The sequence below is a fragment of the Paenibacillus sp. URB8-2 genome, from assembly GCF_013393385.1.
Classification (GTDB): domain Bacteria; phylum Bacillota; class Bacilli; order Paenibacillales; family Paenibacillaceae; genus Paenibacillus_AQ.
In genome coordinates, this window is the sequence record NZ_AP023239.1 from 4,904,383 (window position 1) to 4,925,306 (window position 20,924).

Here is a 20,924-nt window from a genome sequence, read left to right on the forward strand (position 1 = left end):
TTGTTACTCCGGCTTTAGCTTAGTGATTATTTGGCGGAAGACGATTCGGCCGCCCGGTCAACCTGTTCAGCGGCTGCGGTTTTTAATGCCTCCGCCTTATCCGTGCGCTCCCACGGCAAATTCAGATCGTTTCTTCCAAAATGTCCGTAGGCCGCCGTCTGTCTGTAGATCGGCCGTTTGAGATCTAGCGCCTTGATGATGGCTCCTGGTCTCAGGTCAAACGTCGCCTTCACGATTTCCGAGATCCGGTCATCGGGGACGATTCCGGTGCCGAAGCTGTTCACTGTTACGGAAACCGGGCTTGCCACTCCGATCGCGTAGGCGAGCTGGATTTCAGCTCTGCGCGCCAAACCGGCTGCCACAATGTTTTTAGCAACATAACGAGCGGCGTAAGCGGCGCTTCTGTCCACCTTCGTCGGGTCCTTCCCGCTGAACGCGCCCCCGCCATGCCGGGCATAGCCGCCGTAAGTATCCACGATGATCTTTCTTCCGGTCAGCCCCGCGTCACCGTTCGGCCCGCCCACGACGAACCGTCCTGTCGGATTTATATAATATTTGGTATTCTCGTCCAGCAGGTCTTCCGGAACCGTCGGCTCCACTACGTGCTGAACAATATCCTTCCAGATCTGATCCAGACCGATTTCCGGGTCATGCTGAGTCGAAACGACAATGGTATCGACCCGGACGGCCCGATCCCCGTCATATTCCACCGTCACCTGCGTCTTGCCGTCCGGCCGCAGATAAGGCAGCAGACCGCTCTTTCTTGCTTCTGTCAGTCTTCTCGCCAGGCGATGGGCAAGGGAAATCGGCAGCGGGAACAGTTCCGGCGTTTCATCCGTCGCATAGCCGAACATCAATCCCTGATCGCCCGCTCCAATCTCGCCGTCGTTCTCTTCGGCGTTCTCAAGCTGTCTGGTTTCCAGCGCGTTGTCCACGCCTCTGGCGATATCGGCCGATTGTTCGTCAAGCGAACTGAGAATGCCGCAGGTGTTGCCGTCGAAGCCGAGAGCGGAATTGTCGTAGCCGATCTGCACGATCGTCTCTCTGGCGATCGCGGGAATATTAACGTTCGCCGAGGTCGAGATTTCTCCGGCAATCAGTACGAGACCCGTAGTTACCGCCACCTCGCAGGCCACTCTTCCGTCGGGGTCCTGCTCCAGGATCGAGTCCAATATGGCGTCCGAGATTTGGTCGCAAATTTTATCCGGATGCCCTTCCGTTACGGACTCCGATGTAAACAGATATTTTGTCATTGCTTCAACCTCATTTCATTGTGATATAATTCACACTCAAGGGCAGCAGTCTCACTTCGGACATGGATCAAACAAATAAAGGCTCTGAAGATTACAGCAGCAGTACCCAAGAGTACAGCGCCGTGTCTACAGAGCCTCCGGTGATCCGGTCAACTTTTCCAACTAAGCTTATAGGATTAATCCATATATTAAGTGCGTCCGGTAAAGTTTGTCAATAAGATTATTTACACCCCGGATTCACTTTCAGGTTGTCCGGACCAACAATAAAAGCCCTCCCCTGTCCGTCAGGGAAAGGCTTGCGGCAGCTGAGGATGGCATATCCTCCATACTTCCTTCTCATTCCTGTTGTCCACCCAATCGCTTCATCAGGCTAGCTTGATAACGCTCAATCCGCTCCGTCACGATCCGGTCGGTCAAACCGGTCATCCCGAAAGCCGCCCAGCCCCCATACACCTGCGGAGGACCATCGCACAATCCGTCGAACAGGGACAGCAAATCCCAGTAAGGATGATAGGTGAATGAGGCGCCCGCATGATCAATATAAGCCTGCAAAAAAGCGTCTGCCGCCTCCACGCCGTACAGCTGCGCCAAATTCAGCCGGCAGTGGCCCACGTCGGCTCCCGCCGGCCCCCGGCATGCGTTCGGCCAATCTACGATCCCGCTGACGGCGTCTCCCAGCCACAGCACGTTGGCCGGATGGTAATCACGGTGAATAAACCGCGGCTCGTACTGCGGCCAGCTATTTTTGACGAAGCTTACCGCTTTCCCCCAACTGTCCGTCCGCGACGTCCAAACGGGAGGCTCCAGAGCGTCGATATCGGTATACGAGAAATGAGTCCAGGGAAAATCACCGGCCGGAACGGCATGCACCTCCGCCAGCGCTTCCGCCAGTCCCCCCAGCCAGCTGTGCATATCCTGCGGCTTCAGAATCACCTCTCCGGGCAGCATCGTCATGAGCACGGCCGGCAGCCCGCAAGCTCTGCCGTCATTATCGACACCCAGAAGCTTTGGTGAAGACACCCGCCCCAAGCCGGACCGGATAAGCGCTTCCGACTCATGGGCAGCGAGATCGGGTTCCTGGCTCAACCATCGCTCATTGTCGTACAGACGGACTACCGCATCTTGTGACTGCGCGCCGTCTTCCAGCCTGACTTGATATAATGAACAAGACGTGCTGCCCGGAAGACGCCGGATTTCCCGGACGTGAACGGGCTGGCCCCCCAACCCGGCAATCCATTTCAGCACGCGCTCCGGCAGGCTGCCCGAGTGTCCCTTCTCCATTGTCTCCATCCTTTCTTCATGCGGCAGGCCCGAATCTCAAACCGCCTGCATTCAGGCCGTTTAATTTTAACGCCGTTAAAGCTTCACTCCGTTAGTAGCACATAAGAGAACCACTCCCGGCTGCGAATCCGCCGCCTCCGCAGATGGAGCATGAATATCCGCGTCCGAGGCAGCGAAGATGCAGCATAGATACCATTTCACCGATTACCGTTACTCACAATTACTCAAGCCGGTTCTCCAGCGTGCCCAGTCCTTCGATTGTAACCGCCAGTTCGTCCCCGGACCGCAGCCACGTCCGCTCTCCCTCCGGCTTGCCGAGAATCACGCCCTCCGGCGTACCGGTAAAGATCAAATCTCCGGGTTCAAGCGTCATGTATCCCGAAATATAGCTGACCAGCTCCGCGCAGCCGAAGATCATGTCCCGCGTGTTCGCCGACTGGCGCAGTTCCCCGTTCGCCCGGCACTCGATGTTCAGGCTGGCGGGATCTACTTCATCAGAAGTAACCACGTAGGGGCCAACCGGAGCAAAACCATCCAGCGATTTGCCGAGCAGCCACTGGCTTGTGCGGAACTGCAAATCTCTCGCAGACAGATCATTGCCGACTGTATAGCCGAACACGCTGGAAAGAGCCTCCTCCTTCGTCACCCGGGATGTCCGCTTTCCGATGACCAGCACAAGCTCCGCTTCATAATCAAACTGCGACGTGCCGTCCGGCAGGGCAATCGTCTCCCGGTGAGCAGCAAGACTATTGTTAAATTTACTGAACAGCACCGGAACAGAGGGCGTTTCAAGCCCCGATTCCTCCGCATGGCTCCTGTAGTTCAATCCGACACAAATGATTTTTTGAGGACGCGTAACGCAAGGCGCATACACGATCTCCTCTTCCCTCAGCCACTGCGAATTGCCGCGAACAAGTTCTTGAAGCAGGGGGATTGCCACGGCGCTGTCCCTGATCACTTCCTCCATAAAAAAAGGAACCTCCAGCCCGCTGCCGCGGGCCGTTAATTCCACGTCCATAACTCCGTTTGCAGTCTTCACGCCAAGTCTTGCCTGTCCGTCCTTCATGAACTGAAGCAGCTTCATTGCAAACCCTCCCTCGTTTATGTATCGGCCAGCTAAATTAAACCCGCTTTGACCAATCCGTTATAAATGCCGCCTTCGTCCACATGGTCAGTTACGTAATCCGCATAGGGAATGAGTTCTTCATGCGCGTTCCCCATGGCGATGCCCAAACCGGCCGACTCCAGCATCTCCTTATCGTTCAAGCCGTCGCCGAATGCTACCGACTCCTCGCGGCTTATGCCCAGCCTGTTCAGCATCGCTTCCATGCCCTTGGCTTTGGAGCTTCCCGGCGGGAGCACATCCATTGCGAGCGGATGCCAGCGGATCAGCCGAAGCCGGGACAGCAGTTCTTCATACAAGGCTTCCTCATGGCTCTCACAATGGAGGAACATCTGGTAAATGTCGTTGCTTTTCCAAAAGTCGGGGTCGCAGCCCGGATGGTCCACCTTAAGCGTATTCACGGATTCGGTTACATAAGGATGGCCCTCGCTGTCCGCGAAATAGGTATGTTCGCCCTGGAACACCAGGGAATGCTTGTGCCGGGCCGCCAGCGCGATCAGCGCCTCAATCGTTCCCTTGTCCAGGGGCTGCTTGTGCAGCGTCTTGCCTTTGTACACGGCATAGGCCCCGTTCAGGCATACATAGGATTCGATGCCCAGCGCTTCCGCCAAAGGTTTGATAAAATAAGGCGCGCGGCCCGTGGCAATTACCGGCTCCACGCCATTTTCCTTTAACCTGGAAACGGCCTCTAGCGTATCCGCCGGAATCTCCTTCTCCTCGTTGACCAGCGTTCCGTCGATATCGAAAAACACAATTTTATAAGCCATCTGTTCCTGCTCCTATCGTTTCGCCGTACTATATTCCCGGCGTTTTTTTCCGCTTCTTTCACCTCCTAAACTTATCACGATTTATTTGCAGCGGGCAAGAAACTTGAGGCGTTTCGCACGGAAACTGGTATAATAATCAAAACTATTCATGTTCACAGACCGTTAAAAGGAGCCTTTTTCATGACCAATCCAAACCATGAACCGACGCTGCCCGGCGGCAGCTTTGAATTCGGGGTATATACGCTCGGAGATATTGTTGCCGATCCCGTATCGGGACAAGCCGTAAGCCAGCACCGCCGGCTTCAGGATATTGTAGCCGCCGCCAAGCTGGCGGACGAGGCTGGACTCGACGTATTCGGCGTAGGGGAGCATCACCGGCTGGATTTTGCCGTCTCCTCAGTCCCCGTCGTGCTTGCCGCGATTTCCCAGGTAACGAGCCGGATCAAGCTCTCCAGCACAACCATGGTGCTCGGCACTCTCGATCCTGTGCGGCTGTTCGAGGATTTCGCCACTTTGGACCTTCTGTCGGATGGGCGCGCGGAAATTATGGCCGGACGCGGCGCGTTTACGGAATCCTTTCCTCTATTCGGTTATGACCTGAACGACTACCAGCAGCTGTTCGCCGAGAACCTCACTCTCCTTCGGCAGCTTGGCGAGCAGGAAATCGTGAACTGGCAGGGCGCCTTCCGCCCGCCGCTGAAGGACGCCGAAATTTCGCCCCGTCCCCTGCAGCCGAAGCTTCCGCTCTGGATCGGCGTCGGTGGCACTCCGGCAAGCGCGGAAAGAGCCGGAGTGCTTGGAACCGGAATGGCAATCGCCATCCTTTCCGGCAGTCCGGACCGGTTCCGGCACTTGGCCGACCTTTACCGCCAGGCGGGAGCCCAATCCGGCCATTCGCCAAAATCCCTAAAGTTAGCCGTAACCAGCCACGGATATGTCGCCAAGACCTCCAAGCAGGCGCTTGACGATTTTTACCCTTATTATCTGAACTATCTGAACGGCTTCATGGCCCAGGCGGGAAACGAGTTCCAATTCACACGCGAAGATTTCGAGGCGTACACCCGGCCGGGCGAAGCGCTGGCCGTAGGAAGTCCGCAGCAGATCATCGAGAAGATTCTGTACCAGCATGAGCTGTTCGGGCATACCCGCTTCATGGCCCAAATGGATGTCGGCGGTATGCCTTTTTCCAAAGTCGCCTCGGCCATTGAGCTGCTTGCGGCGGAAGTGGCCCCCGTCGTCCGCCGGGAGATCGCCCGCAAGAACGGTACTTCTTGATCTTCGTTCGTTCATACGGAAAATCATCCCGTTAGCAGCGCTGGTGTACAGGCCTTCATCCATCTCCGTCACCGACCTGAAATCGGCGGAAACGAGAGTGAAGGCCTGCTTTATTCCCACCGTCTCCGAAGTCGCAAATAAATGCTCCCTCACCGCAGCAGGCCGAGCTAAATCAAAAAAGAAAGAGTTTCGGCTGCAGGATATCGCTAATCCCTAAGGCCCGCTTTTTTAAGACGCAGGCATCAATTTGACACACTACGGGTTTTCTTTTGCCCCGGGACGGGTAAAGGGTGAAGGATCAACAGGAATTTCATCATAAAGCGAGGCCTAAATATGAATAAGCACATACATAGTATTCCCGGGCCTGGCCCGGTTAAGCGGAATAAAGGCAGGCACTCGGAAAGGCACAGCGGGTTCGCGGCGCTCAAGCCGCTGGCCTGGCTGGCCGCCGGCGTGTCCGTAACCGTCCTCAGCCTTGCACTGACCTCGTTCACGGTCCGGGCGGACGGCTACACCGCCAAGGTATACGCCACCTCTCTTAAGGTGCGCAGCGAGCCGGCGAGCGAAGCGGCGGTCAAGGGATCGGTCAAAGGCGGATCGATCGTAACCGTGACCGAGGAGCAGCATGGCTGGTCCAAGATTTCAGCCGGAAATATGACCGGCTGGGTCGCGGGATATTACCTTAAGAAGGCCGGCGGAGCAGCGGCTTCGGACCCAATATCCCGCACCGCAGCGAACGCGCATACGGCCGGCAGCCGTTCCACGGCGACGGTTACGGCAGACTCGCTGCGCATCCGCAGCGGCCCCGGAACCGGCTATGATGCCGTCGGATCGCTTAAGGCCCGCGATATCGTTACGGTTCTCTCCCGCCGGTCCGGTTGGCTGAACATACGGACCGCAAGTGGAGCCGCCGGCTGGGTCGCGGAGCCGTATGTTACCGCCGGATCATCGGCATCCTTTGCTGTCGGCGTAAGTCTGACGAGCGGCGACAGTACTGGCAGCAGACCTGCTTCAGCCAGCCTTCGCGGGAAGCGGATTGTCGTCGATCCGGGCCATGGCGGAACCGATCCGGGGATGATTGGCACAACCTACGGCACGATGGAAAAGGACCTGAATCTGCAGACGGCGCTTTACTTACGGGATTACCTGACAGCGGCGGGCGCGCGGGTGACTATGACGCGAACCCGCGACGCTCAGCGGCCTACGCTGTCCAGCCGGGCGCGGCTGGCCCCGGCGGTCTCGGCGGACGCTTTTATCAGCGTGCATTACAATTCTTCCCCGAAAAAGATATCGGGCACGCTGACGTTCTTTTATTCGGAATCCGATGACCTGAAGCTGGCCCGCGCCATCGAGCAGCGGCTGGGCCGAGGCGTCGGCCTGAAAAGCAACGGTTTATCCTTCGGCGATTACCACATCTTGAGGGAAAACGAAACGCCGGCTGCCCTGGTCGAACTGGGCTTTCTGACCAGCCCGACGGATGAATCCATCGTCCGCAAGACGTCGTACCAGAAAAAAGCGGCGAAGGCCATCGCGAACGGCATCGCCGACTACTTTTCAAATTAGGCCCTTATCCTTACACACAAAAACCCCGTTTCAAGACGATGGTCTTGAAACGGGGTTTTTGCTAAGCAAGCTGCCTGGATCGGCGGCTTACGGGGCCGAACGCATTAGATAATGGCAAAGCCGCGCTCATACTGTCTTGGGATCGCCGTCTCTTTACGCAGCTCAACAGCCGCCGTCAGAGGCCAGTAAGGGTTCTTCAGCATGCCGCGTCCGACGGCAATCAGATCCGCTTCTCCATTGCCGATAACCGCATTGGCGAGCGCGGAATCGTCCAGACGGCCAACCGCGATGACCGGAACGTTCAGTCCCTCTTTGATTGCCCTTGCAAGCGGCACCTGGTAAGCGGCATGCGTACCCGGGCGGCCGGCAGCAGCGATCGGCCCTTCCCCTCCGGCGCTGATATGGAATATGTCTACACCGGCTTCTTTAAATGCCTTGCTGAATTCCAGGCTGTGCTCGATGCCGTAACCGCCTTCGACGTACTCCTGGGCGGAAATACGCAGAATGAGCGGCATGTCTTCCGGCATTTCGCCCTTAACCGCGGCGATGACTTCATAGCCGAACTTCGTCAGGTCCTTCCCGTACTCGTCATTTCTCCGGTTGGTAAGCGGCGAGGTGAACTGGTGGATCAAATACCCGTGAGCGCCATGCAGCTCGATGGTGTCAAATCCCGCCTGCACCGCCCGGCGCGCCGCCAGCCGGAACTTCTCTACCATCTCTTTCACTTCACCGGTCGACAGCTCGCGCGGCGTCTTCGACTCCCCGTTGAACGGAACCGGCGAAGACGAGACGGGAACCGGCGCGTCCTCGGCCTTCCGGCCGGCATGTGCAATTTGGATGCCGACCTTCGCGCCATACCGGTGGCAGTCCTCCACAATTCGGGCAAGTGCCGGAATTTGTTCATCGGACCACAGCCCCAGATCATAATCCGTAATCCGGCCGTCCGGCTCCACATCGGTCATTTCAATAATAATCAATCCCGTCCCGCCAACGGCCCGGCTGACATAATGGGTATGATGCCACTCATTGGCAATCCCATCTTTGTTCGTTACCGAATACTGGCACATCGGAGGCAAAACAATCCGGTTCTTGAGTTCCAGTCCTTTAAGTTTGTACGGAGTAAATAAATCGGTCAATGGAATCTCTCCTTATTATGCAAAATGCATGTTCATGCATATAATATCGCATGAAGATAGCGAAAGTCAACTCGCCTTCCGTCAGTCTTCTTCCGCATGAACCAGGCGGCGACAGATCAGCGTTGATTAACGGGCGCTGCGGCTGCAACGTCTTCCTTTAGGTGGCATCCCTTACCGCAGATGTCCCGTTAATTTTCACCTCAAAATCGATTTGCAGTTCCGTATTTTCAAGAATGTTCTTCCTGTCGTCCGAAGGATATTTCCTTTCAAATTTCTCCTGGACACCAAAAATATCAATTTTTTTATCCTTCCATTCCTGAAACATCTTCTGGCAGTTCCGCTCCAGCTTCTCCTCCATGGTTTCCTCCATTTTCGCAACCGTTTCGCCCGTCAGTTCTAGCTTGCCTTGGACAGCGGATATGTCTGTGCTGAGCTTTATTTTGATGATTAGCTTCAAGACTTCATTTTCAAGCTTCACCTCAGATTTATAGCGCTTGTTGTTTTGCAGCATCATAGATACCGTCTTCGTCTCGTCTTCGGGATTTCTGGTGTTGATGTTGCCGGAAACCTCTTTGCCCACCAAAAAGTTATAGTAACCGGTCTCCTCGCTGTTTAGTTTGCCAATGAGCTTATATTCCTGGATCAGCCCCAGACCATCAAGATAATACTGCCCCTCTGTTACCTCATCTTTGGACACATTGACAATCGGGACGGAGTTGATGCGGCTCCCAATGTATTTTTGGCTCATGAATTCCTTAATATTGATCTTGACCCCATTCGATGTCACAGATTGCATATCGCCCAGCATGTCATACAGATACAGTCCTGTCATCGTTTCTTCCTGATGGTTTGGCTTAACATAGAAATCGGTATCCCCCACGAAAATCCCCAGCAGGGTGCGTGCGCTGGAGTCCTGCCATCTCTCGAACAGCTCAAAGGCCTGGTCGACTCCGCCGCTTGCAAATCTTTCCGTAAACAACAGCACTTTATTGTGGGCCAGGGTGACAGGCGCGCTCGTATGCGATTCAAGCTCGTTGATTGCATCGCCCGGGTTCTGGATTCCGATTTTGTAAATAATTCTCTTCTCCTGGTTCGCTTCCATTGAAGAACTGCGGATAGAGTTAAGGGTTTCAAAATAAAATACGATATTATTCTCTTCATCCCGATCAAGCAGAATGGAGGTTACAAACACGACATGATCCAAATCCCTGTATCCCAGGCAGGAGGTCAGCAAGCACGACGGGATCGATAGAATGAGCAGGAGCACCGTTATTTTTTTGAAGTGCTTCATCATTTTCTGCCCCTGACAACAAAGGATTTGGATATCTTTCTCAGAGGTCCCCGTACAAAAACATCCTTGTTCGCAGCGCGAAATGACTTCTCGGTGCCAAGCGGGAATAAATAGGGATAGTCACAGCTTCTAAGCGAAGCCAGATGAGCGACCAGCAGAATGAAACCCAGATAAAATCCGTGCAGTCCGAAGCAAGCCGATATAATGATCGAGAAAATCGACCACACAGACACCGGGGCTGTAAATCTCGGGTTAATAAAAGAGGTTATGGCATAAACTCCGGTGACCACAACGGTAGTTTGCGAGGTGAGCCCCGCGCCTACGGCGGCATCCCCAAGAATCAACGCGCCGACAATACTGAGCGACTGTCCAATTTGACTCGGAAGCCGCCGTCCGGCTTCTCTTGAAAGCTCGAAGAACAGAAACATCAAAATTACCTCAACGACGGTCGGAAAAGGAACCCCTGAGCGGGAGACCGCAAGCTTAAAGACAAAGGCCGAGGGAATAAGAGAAAAATGATGGGTGGTCAGCGCGACATAAAACCCCGGGAGCAGCAGCGAAATCATAACGGATCCCAGTCTTACAAAACGAAGCAAAGAGGCAAAGAGCATGTTCGTGGAGTAGTCATCCTGAGCCTGAAGATTTTCAAAAAAAAAGCATGGCGCGGTCAGCGCAAAAGCAGTGCCGTTCACCAAAACTGAAATTCTTCCCTCAAAAAGCTTGGAGACCACAGAGTCCGGCTTATCGGTAAAACCGATCGTGTCAAACAAAGTCCCCCCCGGGCTTAACGTTTCCGCCACATAGTGAATATCCAGCACAAACTCATTGTCCATATTTTGCAGCTTTTTTCTTACCGTTTCCACAAGATCATCGGGCGCAGCCCCTTCAACATACAACAGCACCGCCTGCGTCTTCGATTGCTTGCCCAGAAGATAGCCTTCCAGCTTGAGCGTTTCTGTGTTCATTCTTTTTCTTATCAAGCTGATGTTGTCGACCAATAACTCGTTGAAGCTTTCATTTGATCCCACAAGGGAAGGTTCAAATTGTGATTTTTCGATGGCCCTGGTTTCAATTTTTTTGGCGTCACAGTATATGGCATAATTCATGGCTTCAAAAATTACCACCGGGCTCCCTGACAGAAGACTCTCAAATGCCTGTTTGGCATCCGATACTTCGTCGAATTTAGAGACGAGAATGGCCGTGGTGATATCTTCTTTGGTCGAAGGGTACTCCTGCAATTGAGCTAAAGGATCGATGATATATTGGCTGATATAGGTTGAATCGCAGATAGTCTCGATATAGAAGAGGATGATCCTGCTCTGTTTAACATAGATTTCTCTCTTTATAAAATCGAAACAACCGTTCAGCTTGGCTGTTATTTCGGCCTCTTGTACCGCCATCATCCTCTCCCGCCCTTCTCTACCTTTTGCTGTAGTATGCCAAGGCTCCGGAATAATATTCCTGATAGTTGACGATACTGCTGACGAGATGTATCTCTTTTCCGAAAGAAGGCGTTCGATGTGGGAAGCTTGAATTCAAAACATTTATTTTTTATTATCACCAGTCTGGCCGTTGTAACGTTGAAGACATTTCCTACGGCTTTTATCAAGCTTGGCGGAAGAGACACCTGGATTGCGATGATTCTGGCGTCTCTGATAATCCTTCTGTATGTTTGGCTAATTCTGATGATCCATAAGAAAACAGGGCACTATAATCTGCTGGATATTTATTCAAAGGCGCTGGGGAAATGGGTCGGGGCTTTTTTCGCCTGCTTGTTTCTGCTGACCATTCTATTAACTATTTTTGAAAGCGCCGGAGCAGAGGCCATTGTCATTCATACGGGCTTTCAGCTGCTTACTCCGGCATGGGTATATGTCGCCGTTACTGCCCTGTCCGGGGTTTATATTGTAAAAAAGGGAATTGCCTCCGTGACCATAACGACGATCATTGTCATCTTTTTCATCAGCATATCCGGCATTATACTGGGTTTCCTTACACATAAGTATAAAGAAACAAAGCATATCTTTCCCATTCTGGAGCATGGAATGACCGCCGGCTTTTTTCTGTCCACCATAAAAATTCTGGGCGCGCTCAGCTGCGTCATTATTTTCATTCCCTATCTTGACAGTGTCCGGGACAAGACCAAGCTCATCAAGCACAGCACCATCGCTCTTTTATTCATCATCCAGATGCTGATTTTCTCCATGCTGGGGGTGATCATGACCTTTGGCCCGGAGCGGGCGGAAGATCTTCTCTTTCCCAAACTGACCCAGACACAGATTGTCAGCGCGTTCGGATTTCTGGAGGCCGGGGAGCTTTTTGTCATGCTTCAGGTTGTCGCGGGCTGGTTCATACGTTATGTGGTTTGCTTTTTTGCGATTATGGAATTGATCAGACTGTCGGGAGTGACGATCAAATTCAAGGAGTATTATATCTGCTCGCTTACGGTTGTCTTCTCTTACTTTTTTTCTAAAAATCTGTTTAGTATGTTTAAAATGCTTGATTACTTGCTGTATATCCAGTTGATCAATTTCTTTGTGATACCGCTTCTGGTCTATGTCCTGTACTATATCAGGGAAACAAGGCGCGCGCCGTCGTCCTCTCCTTCCGGTGAAAGGTAGATTTCGGGGGATACCACATGGCTCAGCCTGTGTCCTTCTTTCCGATTGGTCTCGAAATCGGTTTCGATCAAGTTGGGCACTCGCGCCTCAATACTTGCAAGCGCGATGACGGCGAGGGACCATTCGGCTGTCCCTCGCCCCCCGCCTCTTCCCCGCGGCTATCCCAGCACGACTTCCAGCTCCGGGTATAAGCCGCTTCGCACATCTTCCGCAAGGGCACCCGCCAGCTCGCTGCCCTCCACTCGGGTCTTGTTGCCCGCCTTATCCCTAAGCGTTATGCTGCTTACGAACACTCCTGTGTCCCCAAACGTATCGGCACGCCGTTCATTATGATAGGTGACAGCCGCCGAGCCGAGAAATCTGAACGACAATTTGCCCTCTTCATTAAACAGCCAGCCGGGCAGAACCGGTTCAAGCCGAAGGATGAGTTCTTCATTATTGCCCAGCCGGAAAGGCTGTTTCCCCGCCATCATAAGCAGCCAAAGGCTTATAAACTCGGCGGTCGACCCGCTTAACCGTGCCACGTACCCTCTGCCGTGAACGCTCGGATCGGGATTGGCTCCGCTTGCCAGGAAGGATGAATTCTCCAATGTGCTGCGCCCGTATATGGCCGGGTCCTGAAACGGGATAAGCGTATTTCTAAATTCATCGAAGAACGGTCCGGTCAGGCCGGTCTTCAGAAGCTCCAGCAAATATTTGTAGGACATATGCAAAAAGATCGATTCGCGCTCCAGCCATCCCGGCGTGAACGCCCGGATTCTGCCAATTTCCTGCGGTTGTCCGTCAAGGCTGACGGATGTTTTGTACATCTTGAGCTTTTCATCGTAGAGGCCGCTTGTCTTCACCGCCTGATAAATCGCTCCCGCCTGCTCGGGACTCTCCACCGTCTTCAGCATGTGAACCGGACCCTCAAGAAATGCCGGCAGCGCTTCGGCGCGGAAACGGCTTACGGTTACAACGGGCAAACCGAATCCGGCGATGACGGGGTTGCCGTTATTGTCCGCCAATGGGACGTATTCCTCCGCCTCATACCGGAAATAGGTGGGGACAAGCCCGCCCCCCAGCTCCACGGCCTTGGCGATGCCTTGATCCAGTCTCTGAAGAAACACCTTGAAAATTGTCAGAAGCGTTGAATAGGATACTGGTCTCTCCCGGCCGGTAATTCCGAAGCGGATCGCCTCCCGGTACCGTTCGCGTGCCGAAGCGGCCTGATCCCAGCATTCGAATTCGGTCAGTCTGTTTTTTATCCGTAAGGACACGATTTCATACACCCGAATTAGCAAGTTGTAGATTTCCTCCGGGAGCACGGCGCTGCGGTCGGCAAAATCCTCATGCTTCCGCACGTCAGATAGCGCTTTCAAAATGAAATCGACCAGCCGCTTCAGCTCAAATGTCTCTCCCATCCCCGAACCGAACAACCCGGGAAGCCCGTTCATGGCGTCGTTCCACCCTGGCTTGTTTCCCTCCATTTCAATCCCCATTCCGAAAGGGTCCAGCGTAGACATTTTGATCAGGGCCAGCGACAGCATTTTGACGAACAGGTTCGTCCGGTATACTTCCCCTCCCCCGTTCCCGGCCTTCAGCCAGCGGGTGTCTTCCAGTCCGGTTCCGAAGCGGTTCAGCTTCTCCTCATCGTGAACGGCCGCTCCATACTGACGGACCTTCCCGTGCTTCAGCACGGTTTTTTCGCTGCGCGGCAGCACCCTTACAGGACTGTCAAAGAAAGGGCAGGTGCCCGGCGAGAACAGCAGCTCTTCCATTTTGTCCGGAAAAACAGCCCGGTAGCTCTCCACCAAATCCATATTGTAGGTCCAATGGTCGATCCAATAGCCTTCGCCGAAATTCGCTTCGATGTTCTGTTCCGACAGGCTGATCAGCTTCTCCAGAAAATCTCCTTCCCCGGCTTGCAGCCGGACTCCGTTATCCTCTATAAAATGGATGACCCTCCCCGGCGTGTAGGGGCTCGCGACCAGATTTGCAAGCTCGTTTCGGTGACTGCCCGCCGCGCTCTCCAGCCACACGGCCAGCTCCTTCTGCCTTTTCTCCGGCACTTGAAAGGTGCTTCCTTTTACCTGCAGCGGGTTGTACCCATCCGCCTGGATCAGGCTGAAGAACATATAGACGTTAAACGCCCCCGAATCCGGATTGAAAAACACATCGTTTCGTCGGTTCTGATTCATATCCCGGAAGTTGCCGTTGCCCTGGGAATAATATTCCGGAGCGAGGGAGAAGAAATTATAATCCCGTTCCAAATCCCCGTGCTTGCGGGAGAACAAATGATACACCTTGGCCTCTTTGCCTTTGCCGAACAGAATCGGGTAACCGCCTCGCAGCACATTGTCCAAATAGCTCTGTCTGCAGTAAGCGTCGAACAGCGGCGACGAAGTGGAAGTATGCATATCATCCGTGAGGTGTTCCGCCAGCTCGGCGGCCTCTTCGCGTTTCTGACGGAAGTAGTCTGACGAACAGAACCGCCCGGCCCCGGAGTTCATCATCTCGATATCGCTCGTATGTCCGATCAATGTATAAAGGTTCAAGCTTTGGCCCGGAGCCAGCTCCGCAGACTTGCCGGTAAAGCCGCAGGGAACCTTGTTCGCTGTAATCTGCGGCCGGCTCATGAGTTCCGCTATGGAAGCCTTGGCGAATTCCGAAGGATAAGAAAGCGAAGTATTATAGCCAAATATCGTTTCATAATCGACTAATGGGGAAATGAGCCGTTCCTCATCGCTGAACGAGAGATAGAAATGCCCGCCCGCAATCTCGCTGATCTCAGCTTCATCTTTGGTGCTTGAGCGGATTTTGAAGAAGGGAATGGCATGCTCCAGATTGTAGACCTCCATCCAGCTGCGGAGCAGATTGCCCATCGCCTTGTACCCGGCATTATCCACCCCGTAAGGCAAAATTTCGGGAAGGCCGTCCAGCATCTCCAGTGAAAGGGGCGAATCGGCCAAATTCACAATCTCCACATGTCTGGCCAGCGCGGCAAACCCTTCGTTCGGCACGTTGTAATACACAACTTTGACCTGCAGGTTTAGCGTCCGGTTGATTTCCTCAACGGTCAGCTCGTTACTTCCGATTCTCATCGTCCGTACTAACTCGGAATTCTCCCTCATATCCTGAAACGGTTCATATACGGAAGACGCTCCCTTGAGCTTGATAAAGGTGCGGAATCCGCTTAGCGCCACGTTCTTGTAGCTGATGCTTGCCGGAGAGAACTCCATGATCGGGGAGTTTTTGTCCCTAATGCCAAAGCCGGCTATTCCCTGTCCGCGGTTGACATAGAAAGTCCATAAAGGAATCCCCTTCCGTCCGGCCAGGCCAGGAAGAAAGCTTGCGAACGTCTTGGCCTTATCAAACTCCTCAATGACAAAATTCCGATCCTCAAAATAATAGGCTGGCATAATTTAACCTCGCTTTCCGTTATACCATCTGATATCCGTCATACCGTCTGATAATAGAAAGAACCGTTACAGCCAACGCTCGGGCCAGTCCCCCGGCAACCACAGGTACAATTGTATTGGAGCCTATGCAGATCAACAAATTAGAAGCGAAACCGATTTCGAAAAAATCTCGCAGACATCCTTGGGATGTCTTAATAACCGAAATCTTTGTGCCGGTCAACGCTACATGGCCCGGCACGAATCCCGTATTACCAGTTCCACGGGCAAAACGACCGATTCCGGAGCGCACACCGTTTCAATGGAATGGATAAGCATCTGTGCTGCGCGGCTGCCGATCTCTTGCACATTCTGACGAATCGTAGTCAACGCGGGGTTGACCAGTCCGGCAGCCTCGATATCGTCGAACCCGATCACGGAAATATGCTCCGGAACCTGCAAGCCGCGGCTTCGAATCGCTTTGACGGCTCCGAGGGCCAGATTATCTCCGGCAGCCAGCACAGCCGTTGGCGGCTGCTCCAAATCGAGCAGTCGGTTCATCGCCGCATACCCGCTTTCTACCGAAAAAAAGCCTCCGCCTCCGCTAATATACTCTTCTCTCTTCTTTAGCTTCAGCCTGCCCATTGCCATCTCGTAGCCGAGCTGCCGCTGCTGTCCCGCAAACGTATCCGTGCCGCCTGAAATATGGGCGATTTGGCGGTGCCCCAGCTCATAGAGGTATTGCACCGCCAGAAAGCTCCCGTTAATATTGTCGGAGCAGATGGTTCCCGCCTGCGACGACTCGAAATCGAGCAGGAAGCAGGGAATTCCGCTCTCCAGCAGCTCTTGCAGGCCCGGGTCCTTGCGATCGGCCATAATGACGATAACGCCGTCAACGCTTCTGAATCTGCAATGCTCCACATAACTGCTGCTCTTGCCGCCAATATTGTCGGAAATGAACATCAGATCATACCCTTCCGCCTCCGCTGTCTTCTTGAAGCTGTCGATTACGCCGTTGAAGAACGGATGGCGTATACCCACACCGGAAGGTTCGTTGAACAATATCCCGATCGTCCACGACTTCTTGGTCATCAATGTCCGCGCATGGGAATTGGGCAAATACCCCATTTCCTTTGCAGCGTCCAAAATTTTACCCCGGGTCTTGACGCTGACGTCGTTGTAATTATTGAACACCTTCGACACGGTGGTCGGAGAATAACCCGTCCGTTTGGCGATGTCATAAATGGTAATCAAGGCTGTTCACCCCCTTATCGAAATGGGTTTCGTTCGAGGAGATTGTAATGGCTTTCATAATAAAAGTCAATAGCTAAAACTTTAGGATGTTTGCTAAACCTGATAAATGGATGGAAGAGAAAACTGAGGGGATAAAGGTATTAAAAAGGGGGATGAGAAAGCCCGAATCCCCCCTTCCTGAGCGCGCTAGTGCGTGCTTTTGCCGGATTGATAATATTTCTGCTTATACTCGTCAAAAGTAATGTTATCCGTTCGGCCCTGGACGAAGGATTCGTGAATAAATTTCCAATACGATACCAAGTCCGCATGTCTTCCCTTGTAGCCCGCCGGAATCTTATATAAGTATTCCAGCGATTTCTCGTCGTCTCCGTCCTGTCCGTAAATATTGTACAGGGCAAGGTTATACATCGCCTTAAGATCTTCGCTTGGATCAGGCACTTTCTCAAAGATCTCTACAACGGAACTGTAGTTCTCACTCTCCAGCGCCTTGTCGACCGCAGCCCAAACTTCTTTGTCTTCATGAGCCGCAGAGCCGCTTGCCCCGCCTGACGCCGATTGGTCAGGAGCCGCCGACACGCTTGCCTCCGGTGATGATGCCGCGCTGGTTGCAGCCGGGCTGGCGTCGGCCGGCGCTCCGCTTGGACCCGCTGTCGGCAGGGAGGCCTCGCTTGATGGAGCCGCCGTTGCCGCCCCCAGAGCCGGGGTCTCTTTTGCCCCTTGTCCCGGGGCTCCAGCTGTCCCGTTCCCGCATCCGGCGGAGGCGAGCAAGATCGCAACAACAGCCATGGTTGTAAGTAATTTCATAGATAATGACCCCTACTTTTTTATCCTATCTTATCACTAGCAAACAAACAAAAACCAGCCATGCACTAGACTGCATCGACCGGTCGCTTGTCCAAAACTTATTTCATGTATTTATTAAAATGCCAATTCTACAGCGCCATCTTCATAAATATCGACCCGCTGTGCGCACAGCAGCATACCCAATCCGTTCGCAAAGCCCTTCTCCCTAATATCTCTTTCTCTGCGTTCCCATCTCTCGCGGTCATGAATAATGTCGTACAGGTAGTAGAATTCCGCTTCGTTAGCCGCTTTCATCTTCTCTACAAAGATGAAGTCGTCCCCGAAAAGCTCCTTGAACCAGCCCGCTGCCTCTTCATGCGTAGAAAATTGGGGAAGATCGGCCTGGAACTGTTTGGACAGAAAATTTTGCTGCAATCTGCCCTTCTTCTCATAATAACTTTCAAGCGTCTCTGCATTAATCATCAAGATGCCTCCTCTGTTAACCTCATCATTCGCCATTTTGGAATCCACCAAAAACCAGCAATTTTTATGAAAATTTTATCGTATTTCTGAAAATCATGATGTGATTTTGCGCATGTGCGGGGAACGCCTAAACAAGATTATCAGAAATATAATTCAGGAAATGATGCAGTAGCGGCCAGATTATTTTTACGATTACGAATTGAACACCCTGGATGAGCAACCAGCCACCGAGAATGGCAGCAGCCACAGTCATAATGAAAATAAGCATACCGACACGAAAACGCTCACGGGACCGGGTCAGCCCAACCTCCTCATCCGATTTCCAATACCAGTCCTTATCCTGCTTCATAAGCCGTCCCCCAAGTGATATTATTCATCCCCGCATAATTTCGGATTAATCAGAGCCAATGGAATGGCCTTTTTATATTGGTCTAATTCCCCTTTATTATAAACGTTTCACGAATCCCCGCATAACTCCCTCAGTCTGAAAAAGGTAACCAATGACAAAAAAACCTCGCCGAAAGCACGAAATGGCTTTCGGCGAGGCTCGCTTGCCGATACTTATGCTATGATGCCGGTCTGCTGCAGGGTGCGTGCGATATCCGCTCTGGCTTCTTCCCCCAGCGTGCGGAAAGGCGCCCGGACCGGCCCCGAAGGCAGGCCGATAATTTCCAGCGCGGCTTTGACCATCGCGGGCTGTCCGTACTTGCGGGCCAGATCGCGAATCGGCTGCCAGCGGTAATACCGCTCCAGGGCGCGAGCATTTTCGCCTTGCTGAAATTCATTGTAGAGCGCGACAAACTCGGAAGTCATGAAGTTGGCGTTCGTGGATGTGCAGCCGGGCAAGCCGGAAGCCAGCCCGCCCAGGATGAGGCCGTCCGAGCCGCACATGACCGAGATGTCTTTGCCGGCGTATGCGACCGTCCTCACCAGCGAATGCAAATCCGTAGCGCCCTGCTTGACACCCGCGACGTTGTCCAGCTTGGCCAGCTCCGCGATTTCTTCCGGCGACAGATGGACGCCGATGCTGGCGCTGTTGTAGATGAGAATCGGCAGTTCGGCCGATTCATTCAGAAGCTGGAAGTGGTGCAGGATGTCTTGCGGCCGCACCTCCGATACATACGGAGGCGTGACCATCACGCCGTCAGCTCCGGCCAGCTTGGCCGCATGCGCCAGCTCACTCGCTTCATCGGTGCCGCTGGCCGCCGTGCAGCACAGCAGCGGAACCCGACCGGCTACCGCGTCAGCGGCAGCAGTGAACAGCTGCTTCCGTTCATCGCTCGTCATACTCGGATACTCCGCGTAGGTGCCCCCCACGATAATGCCGTGAGCGCCCGAGGCAATGTAGTGATCGATATTCTGCCGCAGTGCGGCGGGGTCAAAGGCTTGCGTGTCCGTCATCGGAGTGATGGCCAGCACATAAATCCCTTTAAGCTTGTTCTTCAAATCAGTTGTGGACATGTCTTCCTCCTTAATTACCGCAATCTAGGTATTCTAATGATTATTTGCTGCCAAGAATCGATTCCATGGCCGCGATTCCGCTGTCCATCTCGTCCCGGGAAACGGCATAGGACAGGCGGATATGATATGGGCTGCCGAACCCGGTTCCCGGCATCACCGCGACCCCAGCCTTCGTCAGCAGGATATCGGCCAGGTCGTCGGCGGTGGATATGGTTCGTCCCTCCAAGGTCTGGCCGCACCAGGCGGAGGCGTCCACCCATACATAGAAGGCGCCGTCCGGGACGCTGCACTCCAGTCCCTTGATCCGGCGAACCCCTTCGACCAGAACGCCGCGGCGCGCCGCGTATTCCTGACGAATGTCCTCCAGATCATCCTGGGGGCCGTCAATGGCGGCCAGCGCCGCCTGCTGGGCGATGGATGACGGGTTGCTCGTCGTATGGGACTGCAGGCGAAGCATCGCCCCGGTGACCGCCGCCGGTGCGGCGGAGTAGCCGATTCTCCAGCCGGTCATCCCGTACGACTTGGACACCGCGTTGATCACGACGGTGCGCTCCCGCATGCCGGGAAACGATGCGATGCTCGTATATCCTTCCGGTTTGAACACAAACGCCGAGTATACCTCGTCGCTGATGACCCAAAGATCCCGCTGCCGGCAGAACTCAGCCAGCCTGGACAGCTCCTCCGCGCTGTATACCGCGCCGGAAGGGTTGTTCGGCTGATTGAGAATCAGCAGACGGGTCGAATCATTTACCAAAGGCGCAAGCGTCTCCGGCGTCACTTTATAACCGGAGGTAGCGTCGGTCTGAACGAAGACCGGCTTGGCTCCGGCGAATTTAACCTGCTCGGGAAACGACACCCAAAACGGAATCGGGATCAGCACCTCGTCTCCCGGCCGGCACAGCGTGCAAATCGCGTTGAACAATGCATGCTTGCCCCCGACGGTAACTACAATGTCCCCGGGGTCGTAGCTGAGTCCCATATCCCGGAGAAGCGCCCGGCAGATCGCTTCGCGCAGCGGCAGAATGCCGCTCGTGTCGGTGTATCCTGTGAAATTATCTTGTATCGCCTGAATCGCAGCCGCTTTGGCCCGGTCTGGCGTTGGAAAGTCCGGCTGCCCAAGCCCTAAGCGGTACACGGTTCGGCCTTCCCGCTGATACCTTGCCACTGTGGACTCCAGCAATGCAGTCGGGGAAGGTTGAACACGCTCCACCCAATCCGCCAACTGAATATGTTGGTTCAACAACGTCCATCACCTC

The 20,924-nt window shown here is 53.8% G+C and carries 17 protein-coding genes; 3 read left to right on the forward strand and 14 right to left on the reverse strand.

Annotated elements, in window-relative coordinates:
- Positions 1–26: 26 nt before the first annotated feature.
- From metK to PUR_RS22705, 4 genes are all read right to left on the reverse strand, one after another.
- Positions 27–1,253, reverse strand: a complete 1,227-nt coding sequence (metK, locus tag PUR_RS22690) for a methionine adenosyltransferase (RefSeq protein WP_179037205.1) — start codon at positions 1,251–1,253, stop codon at positions 27–29.
- A gap of 336 nt (positions 1,254–1,589) precedes the next feature.
- The gene (locus PUR_RS22695) at positions 1,590–2,534 is read right to left on the reverse strand and encodes a phosphotransferase family protein (RefSeq protein WP_179037206.1); all 945 of its coding nucleotides are present in this window, start codon (positions 2,532–2,534) and stop codon (positions 1,590–1,592) included.
- Positions 2,535–2,754: 220 nt separating this feature from the next.
- On the reverse strand, positions 2,755–3,618 hold the full coding sequence (locus PUR_RS22700; RefSeq protein WP_179037207.1) for a fumarylacetoacetate hydrolase family protein: 864 nt from the start codon (positions 3,616–3,618) through the stop codon (positions 2,755–2,757).
- A 32-nt stretch (positions 3,619–3,650) separates the two neighbouring features.
- Complete coding sequence (locus tag PUR_RS22705; protein ID WP_179037208.1) at positions 3,651–4,424, reverse strand: Cof-type HAD-IIB family hydrolase; 774 nt, start codon at positions 4,422–4,424, stop codon at positions 3,651–3,653.
- 180 nt (positions 4,425–4,604) lie between these two features.
- Here PUR_RS22705 and PUR_RS22710 point away from each other — a divergent pair, with 180 nt between their 5' ends.
- Both PUR_RS22710 and PUR_RS22715 read left to right on the forward strand, forming a co-directional pair.
- Positions 4,605–5,699 carry an LLM class flavin-dependent oxidoreductase gene (locus PUR_RS22710; protein WP_179037209.1) on the forward strand — a complete coding sequence of 365 codons (1,095 nt, stop codon included), beginning with the start codon at positions 4,605–4,607 and terminating at the stop codon, positions 5,697–5,699.
- A 333-nt stretch (positions 5,700–6,032) separates the two neighbouring features.
- A complete protein-coding gene (locus PUR_RS22715; protein WP_179037210.1) occupies positions 6,033–7,262 on the forward strand; it encodes an N-acetylmuramoyl-L-alanine amidase family protein in 1,230 nt (409 codons plus the stop codon).
- 104 nt (positions 7,263–7,366) lie between these two features.
- Here the strand turns inward: PUR_RS22715 and PUR_RS22720 are convergent, their stop codons facing one another.
- From PUR_RS22720 to PUR_RS22730, 3 genes are all read right to left on the reverse strand, one after another.
- Entirely contained in the window at positions 7,367–8,398 is a 1,032-nt protein-coding gene (locus tag PUR_RS22720; protein ID WP_179037211.1) for an NADH:flavin oxidoreductase/NADH oxidase, read from the reverse strand.
- A 157-nt stretch (positions 8,399–8,555) separates the two neighbouring features.
- Positions 8,556–9,692, reverse strand: coding sequence for a Ger(x)C family spore germination protein (locus PUR_RS22725; protein ID WP_232101609.1), 1,137 nt, complete (start codon positions 9,690–9,692; stop codon positions 8,556–8,558).
- Positions 9,689–11,092: a spore germination protein gene (locus PUR_RS22730; RefSeq protein WP_179037213.1), complete on the reverse strand. Its 1,404-nt coding sequence runs from the start codon at positions 11,090–11,092 to the stop codon at positions 9,689–9,691. Before PUR_RS22730 ends, PUR_RS22725 begins: the two co-directional genes overlap by 4 nt.
- A gap of 117 nt (positions 11,093–11,209) precedes the next feature.
- Here PUR_RS22730 and PUR_RS22735 point away from each other — a divergent pair, with 117 nt between their 5' ends.
- Complete coding sequence (locus PUR_RS22735; protein ID WP_232101610.1) at positions 11,210–12,310, forward strand: GerAB/ArcD/ProY family transporter; 1,101 nt, start codon at positions 11,210–11,212, stop codon at positions 12,308–12,310.
- A gap of 158 nt (positions 12,311–12,468) precedes the next feature.
- Here PUR_RS22735 and PUR_RS22740 read toward each other — a convergent pair whose 3' ends face one another.
- The 7 genes from PUR_RS22740 to PUR_RS22770 all read right to left on the reverse strand — a co-directional run bounded on the left by PUR_RS22740 (position 12,469) and on the right by PUR_RS22770 (position 20,911).
- On the reverse strand, positions 12,469–15,711 hold the full coding sequence (locus PUR_RS22740; RefSeq protein ID WP_179037215.1) for a cellobiose phosphorylase: 3,243 nt from the start codon (positions 15,709–15,711) through the stop codon (positions 12,469–12,471).
- A gap of 222 nt (positions 15,712–15,933) precedes the next feature.
- Positions 15,934–16,941: a LacI family DNA-binding transcriptional regulator gene (locus PUR_RS22745; protein WP_179037216.1), complete on the reverse strand. Its 1,008-nt coding sequence runs from the start codon at positions 16,939–16,941 to the stop codon at positions 15,934–15,936.
- Between the two features lie 186 nt (positions 16,942–17,127).
- Positions 17,128–17,745: a hypothetical protein gene (locus PUR_RS22750; RefSeq protein ID WP_179037217.1), complete on the reverse strand. Its 618-nt coding sequence runs from the start codon at positions 17,743–17,745 to the stop codon at positions 17,128–17,130.
- A 114-nt stretch (positions 17,746–17,859) separates the two neighbouring features.
- Positions 17,860–18,207 carry a hypothetical protein gene (locus tag PUR_RS22755; protein ID WP_179037218.1) on the reverse strand — a complete coding sequence of 116 codons (348 nt, stop codon included), beginning with the start codon at positions 18,205–18,207 and terminating at the stop codon, positions 17,860–17,862.
- A gap of 127 nt (positions 18,208–18,334) precedes the next feature.
- Positions 18,335–18,556: a hypothetical protein gene (locus tag PUR_RS22760; RefSeq protein ID WP_179037219.1), complete on the reverse strand. Its 222-nt coding sequence runs from the start codon at positions 18,554–18,556 to the stop codon at positions 18,335–18,337.
- 212 nt (positions 18,557–18,768) lie between these two features.
- Positions 18,769–19,668 (reverse strand): dihydrodipicolinate synthase family protein, encoded by a 900-nt coding sequence (locus tag PUR_RS22765; protein WP_197970108.1) that lies wholly within the window; start codon positions 19,666–19,668, stop codon positions 18,769–18,771.
- 40 nt (positions 19,669–19,708) lie between these two features.
- Positions 19,709–20,911: a pyridoxal phosphate-dependent aminotransferase gene (locus PUR_RS22770; protein WP_179037220.1), complete on the reverse strand. Its 1,203-nt coding sequence runs from the start codon at positions 20,909–20,911 to the stop codon at positions 19,709–19,711.
- Positions 20,912–20,924: the final 13 nt, after the last annotated feature.

Coding starts and splice junctions, on each gene's coding strand:
- PUR_RS22695 (WP_179037206.1), bottom strand. CDS start 2,534: ATGGAGAAGGGACACTCGGGCAGCCTGCCGGAGCGCGTGCTGAAATGG.
- PUR_RS22740 (WP_179037215.1), bottom strand. CDS start 15,711: ATGCCAGCCTATTATTTTGAGGATCGGAATTTTGTCATTGAGGAGTTT.
- PUR_RS22725 (WP_232101609.1), bottom strand. CDS start 9,692: ATGATGAAGCACTTCAAAAAAATAACGGTGCTCCTGCTCATTCTATCG.
- PUR_RS22710 (WP_179037209.1), top strand. CDS start 4,605: ATGACCAATCCAAACCATGAACCGACGCTGCCCGGCGGCAGCTTTGAA.
- PUR_RS22765 (WP_197970108.1), bottom strand. CDS start 19,668: ATGTCCACAACTGATTTGAAGAACAAGCTTAAAGGGATTTATGTGCTG.
- PUR_RS22750 (WP_179037217.1), bottom strand. CDS start 17,745: ATGAAATTACTTACAACCATGGCTGTTGTTGCGATCTTGCTCGCCTCC.
- PUR_RS22755 (WP_179037218.1), bottom strand. CDS start 18,207: ATGATTAATGCAGAGACGCTTGAAAGTTATTATGAGAAGAAGGGCAGA.
- PUR_RS22715 (WP_179037210.1), top strand. CDS start 6,033: ATGAATAAGCACATACATAGTATTCCCGGGCCTGGCCCGGTTAAGCGG.
- metK (WP_179037205.1), bottom strand. CDS start 1,253: ATGACAAAATATCTGTTTACATCGGAGTCCGTAACGGAAGGGCATCCG.
- PUR_RS22705 (WP_179037208.1), bottom strand. CDS start 4,424: ATGGCTTATAAAATTGTGTTTTTCGATATCGACGGAACGCTGGTCAAC.
- PUR_RS22730 (WP_179037213.1), bottom strand. CDS start 11,092: ATGATGGCGGTACAAGAGGCCGAAATAACAGCCAAGCTGAACGGTTGT.
- PUR_RS22700 (WP_179037207.1), bottom strand. CDS start 3,618: ATGAAGCTGCTTCAGTTCATGAAGGACGGACAGGCAAGACTTGGCGTG.
- PUR_RS22760 (WP_179037219.1), bottom strand. CDS start 18,556: ATGAAGCAGGATAAGGACTGGTATTGGAAATCGGATGAGGAGGTTGGG.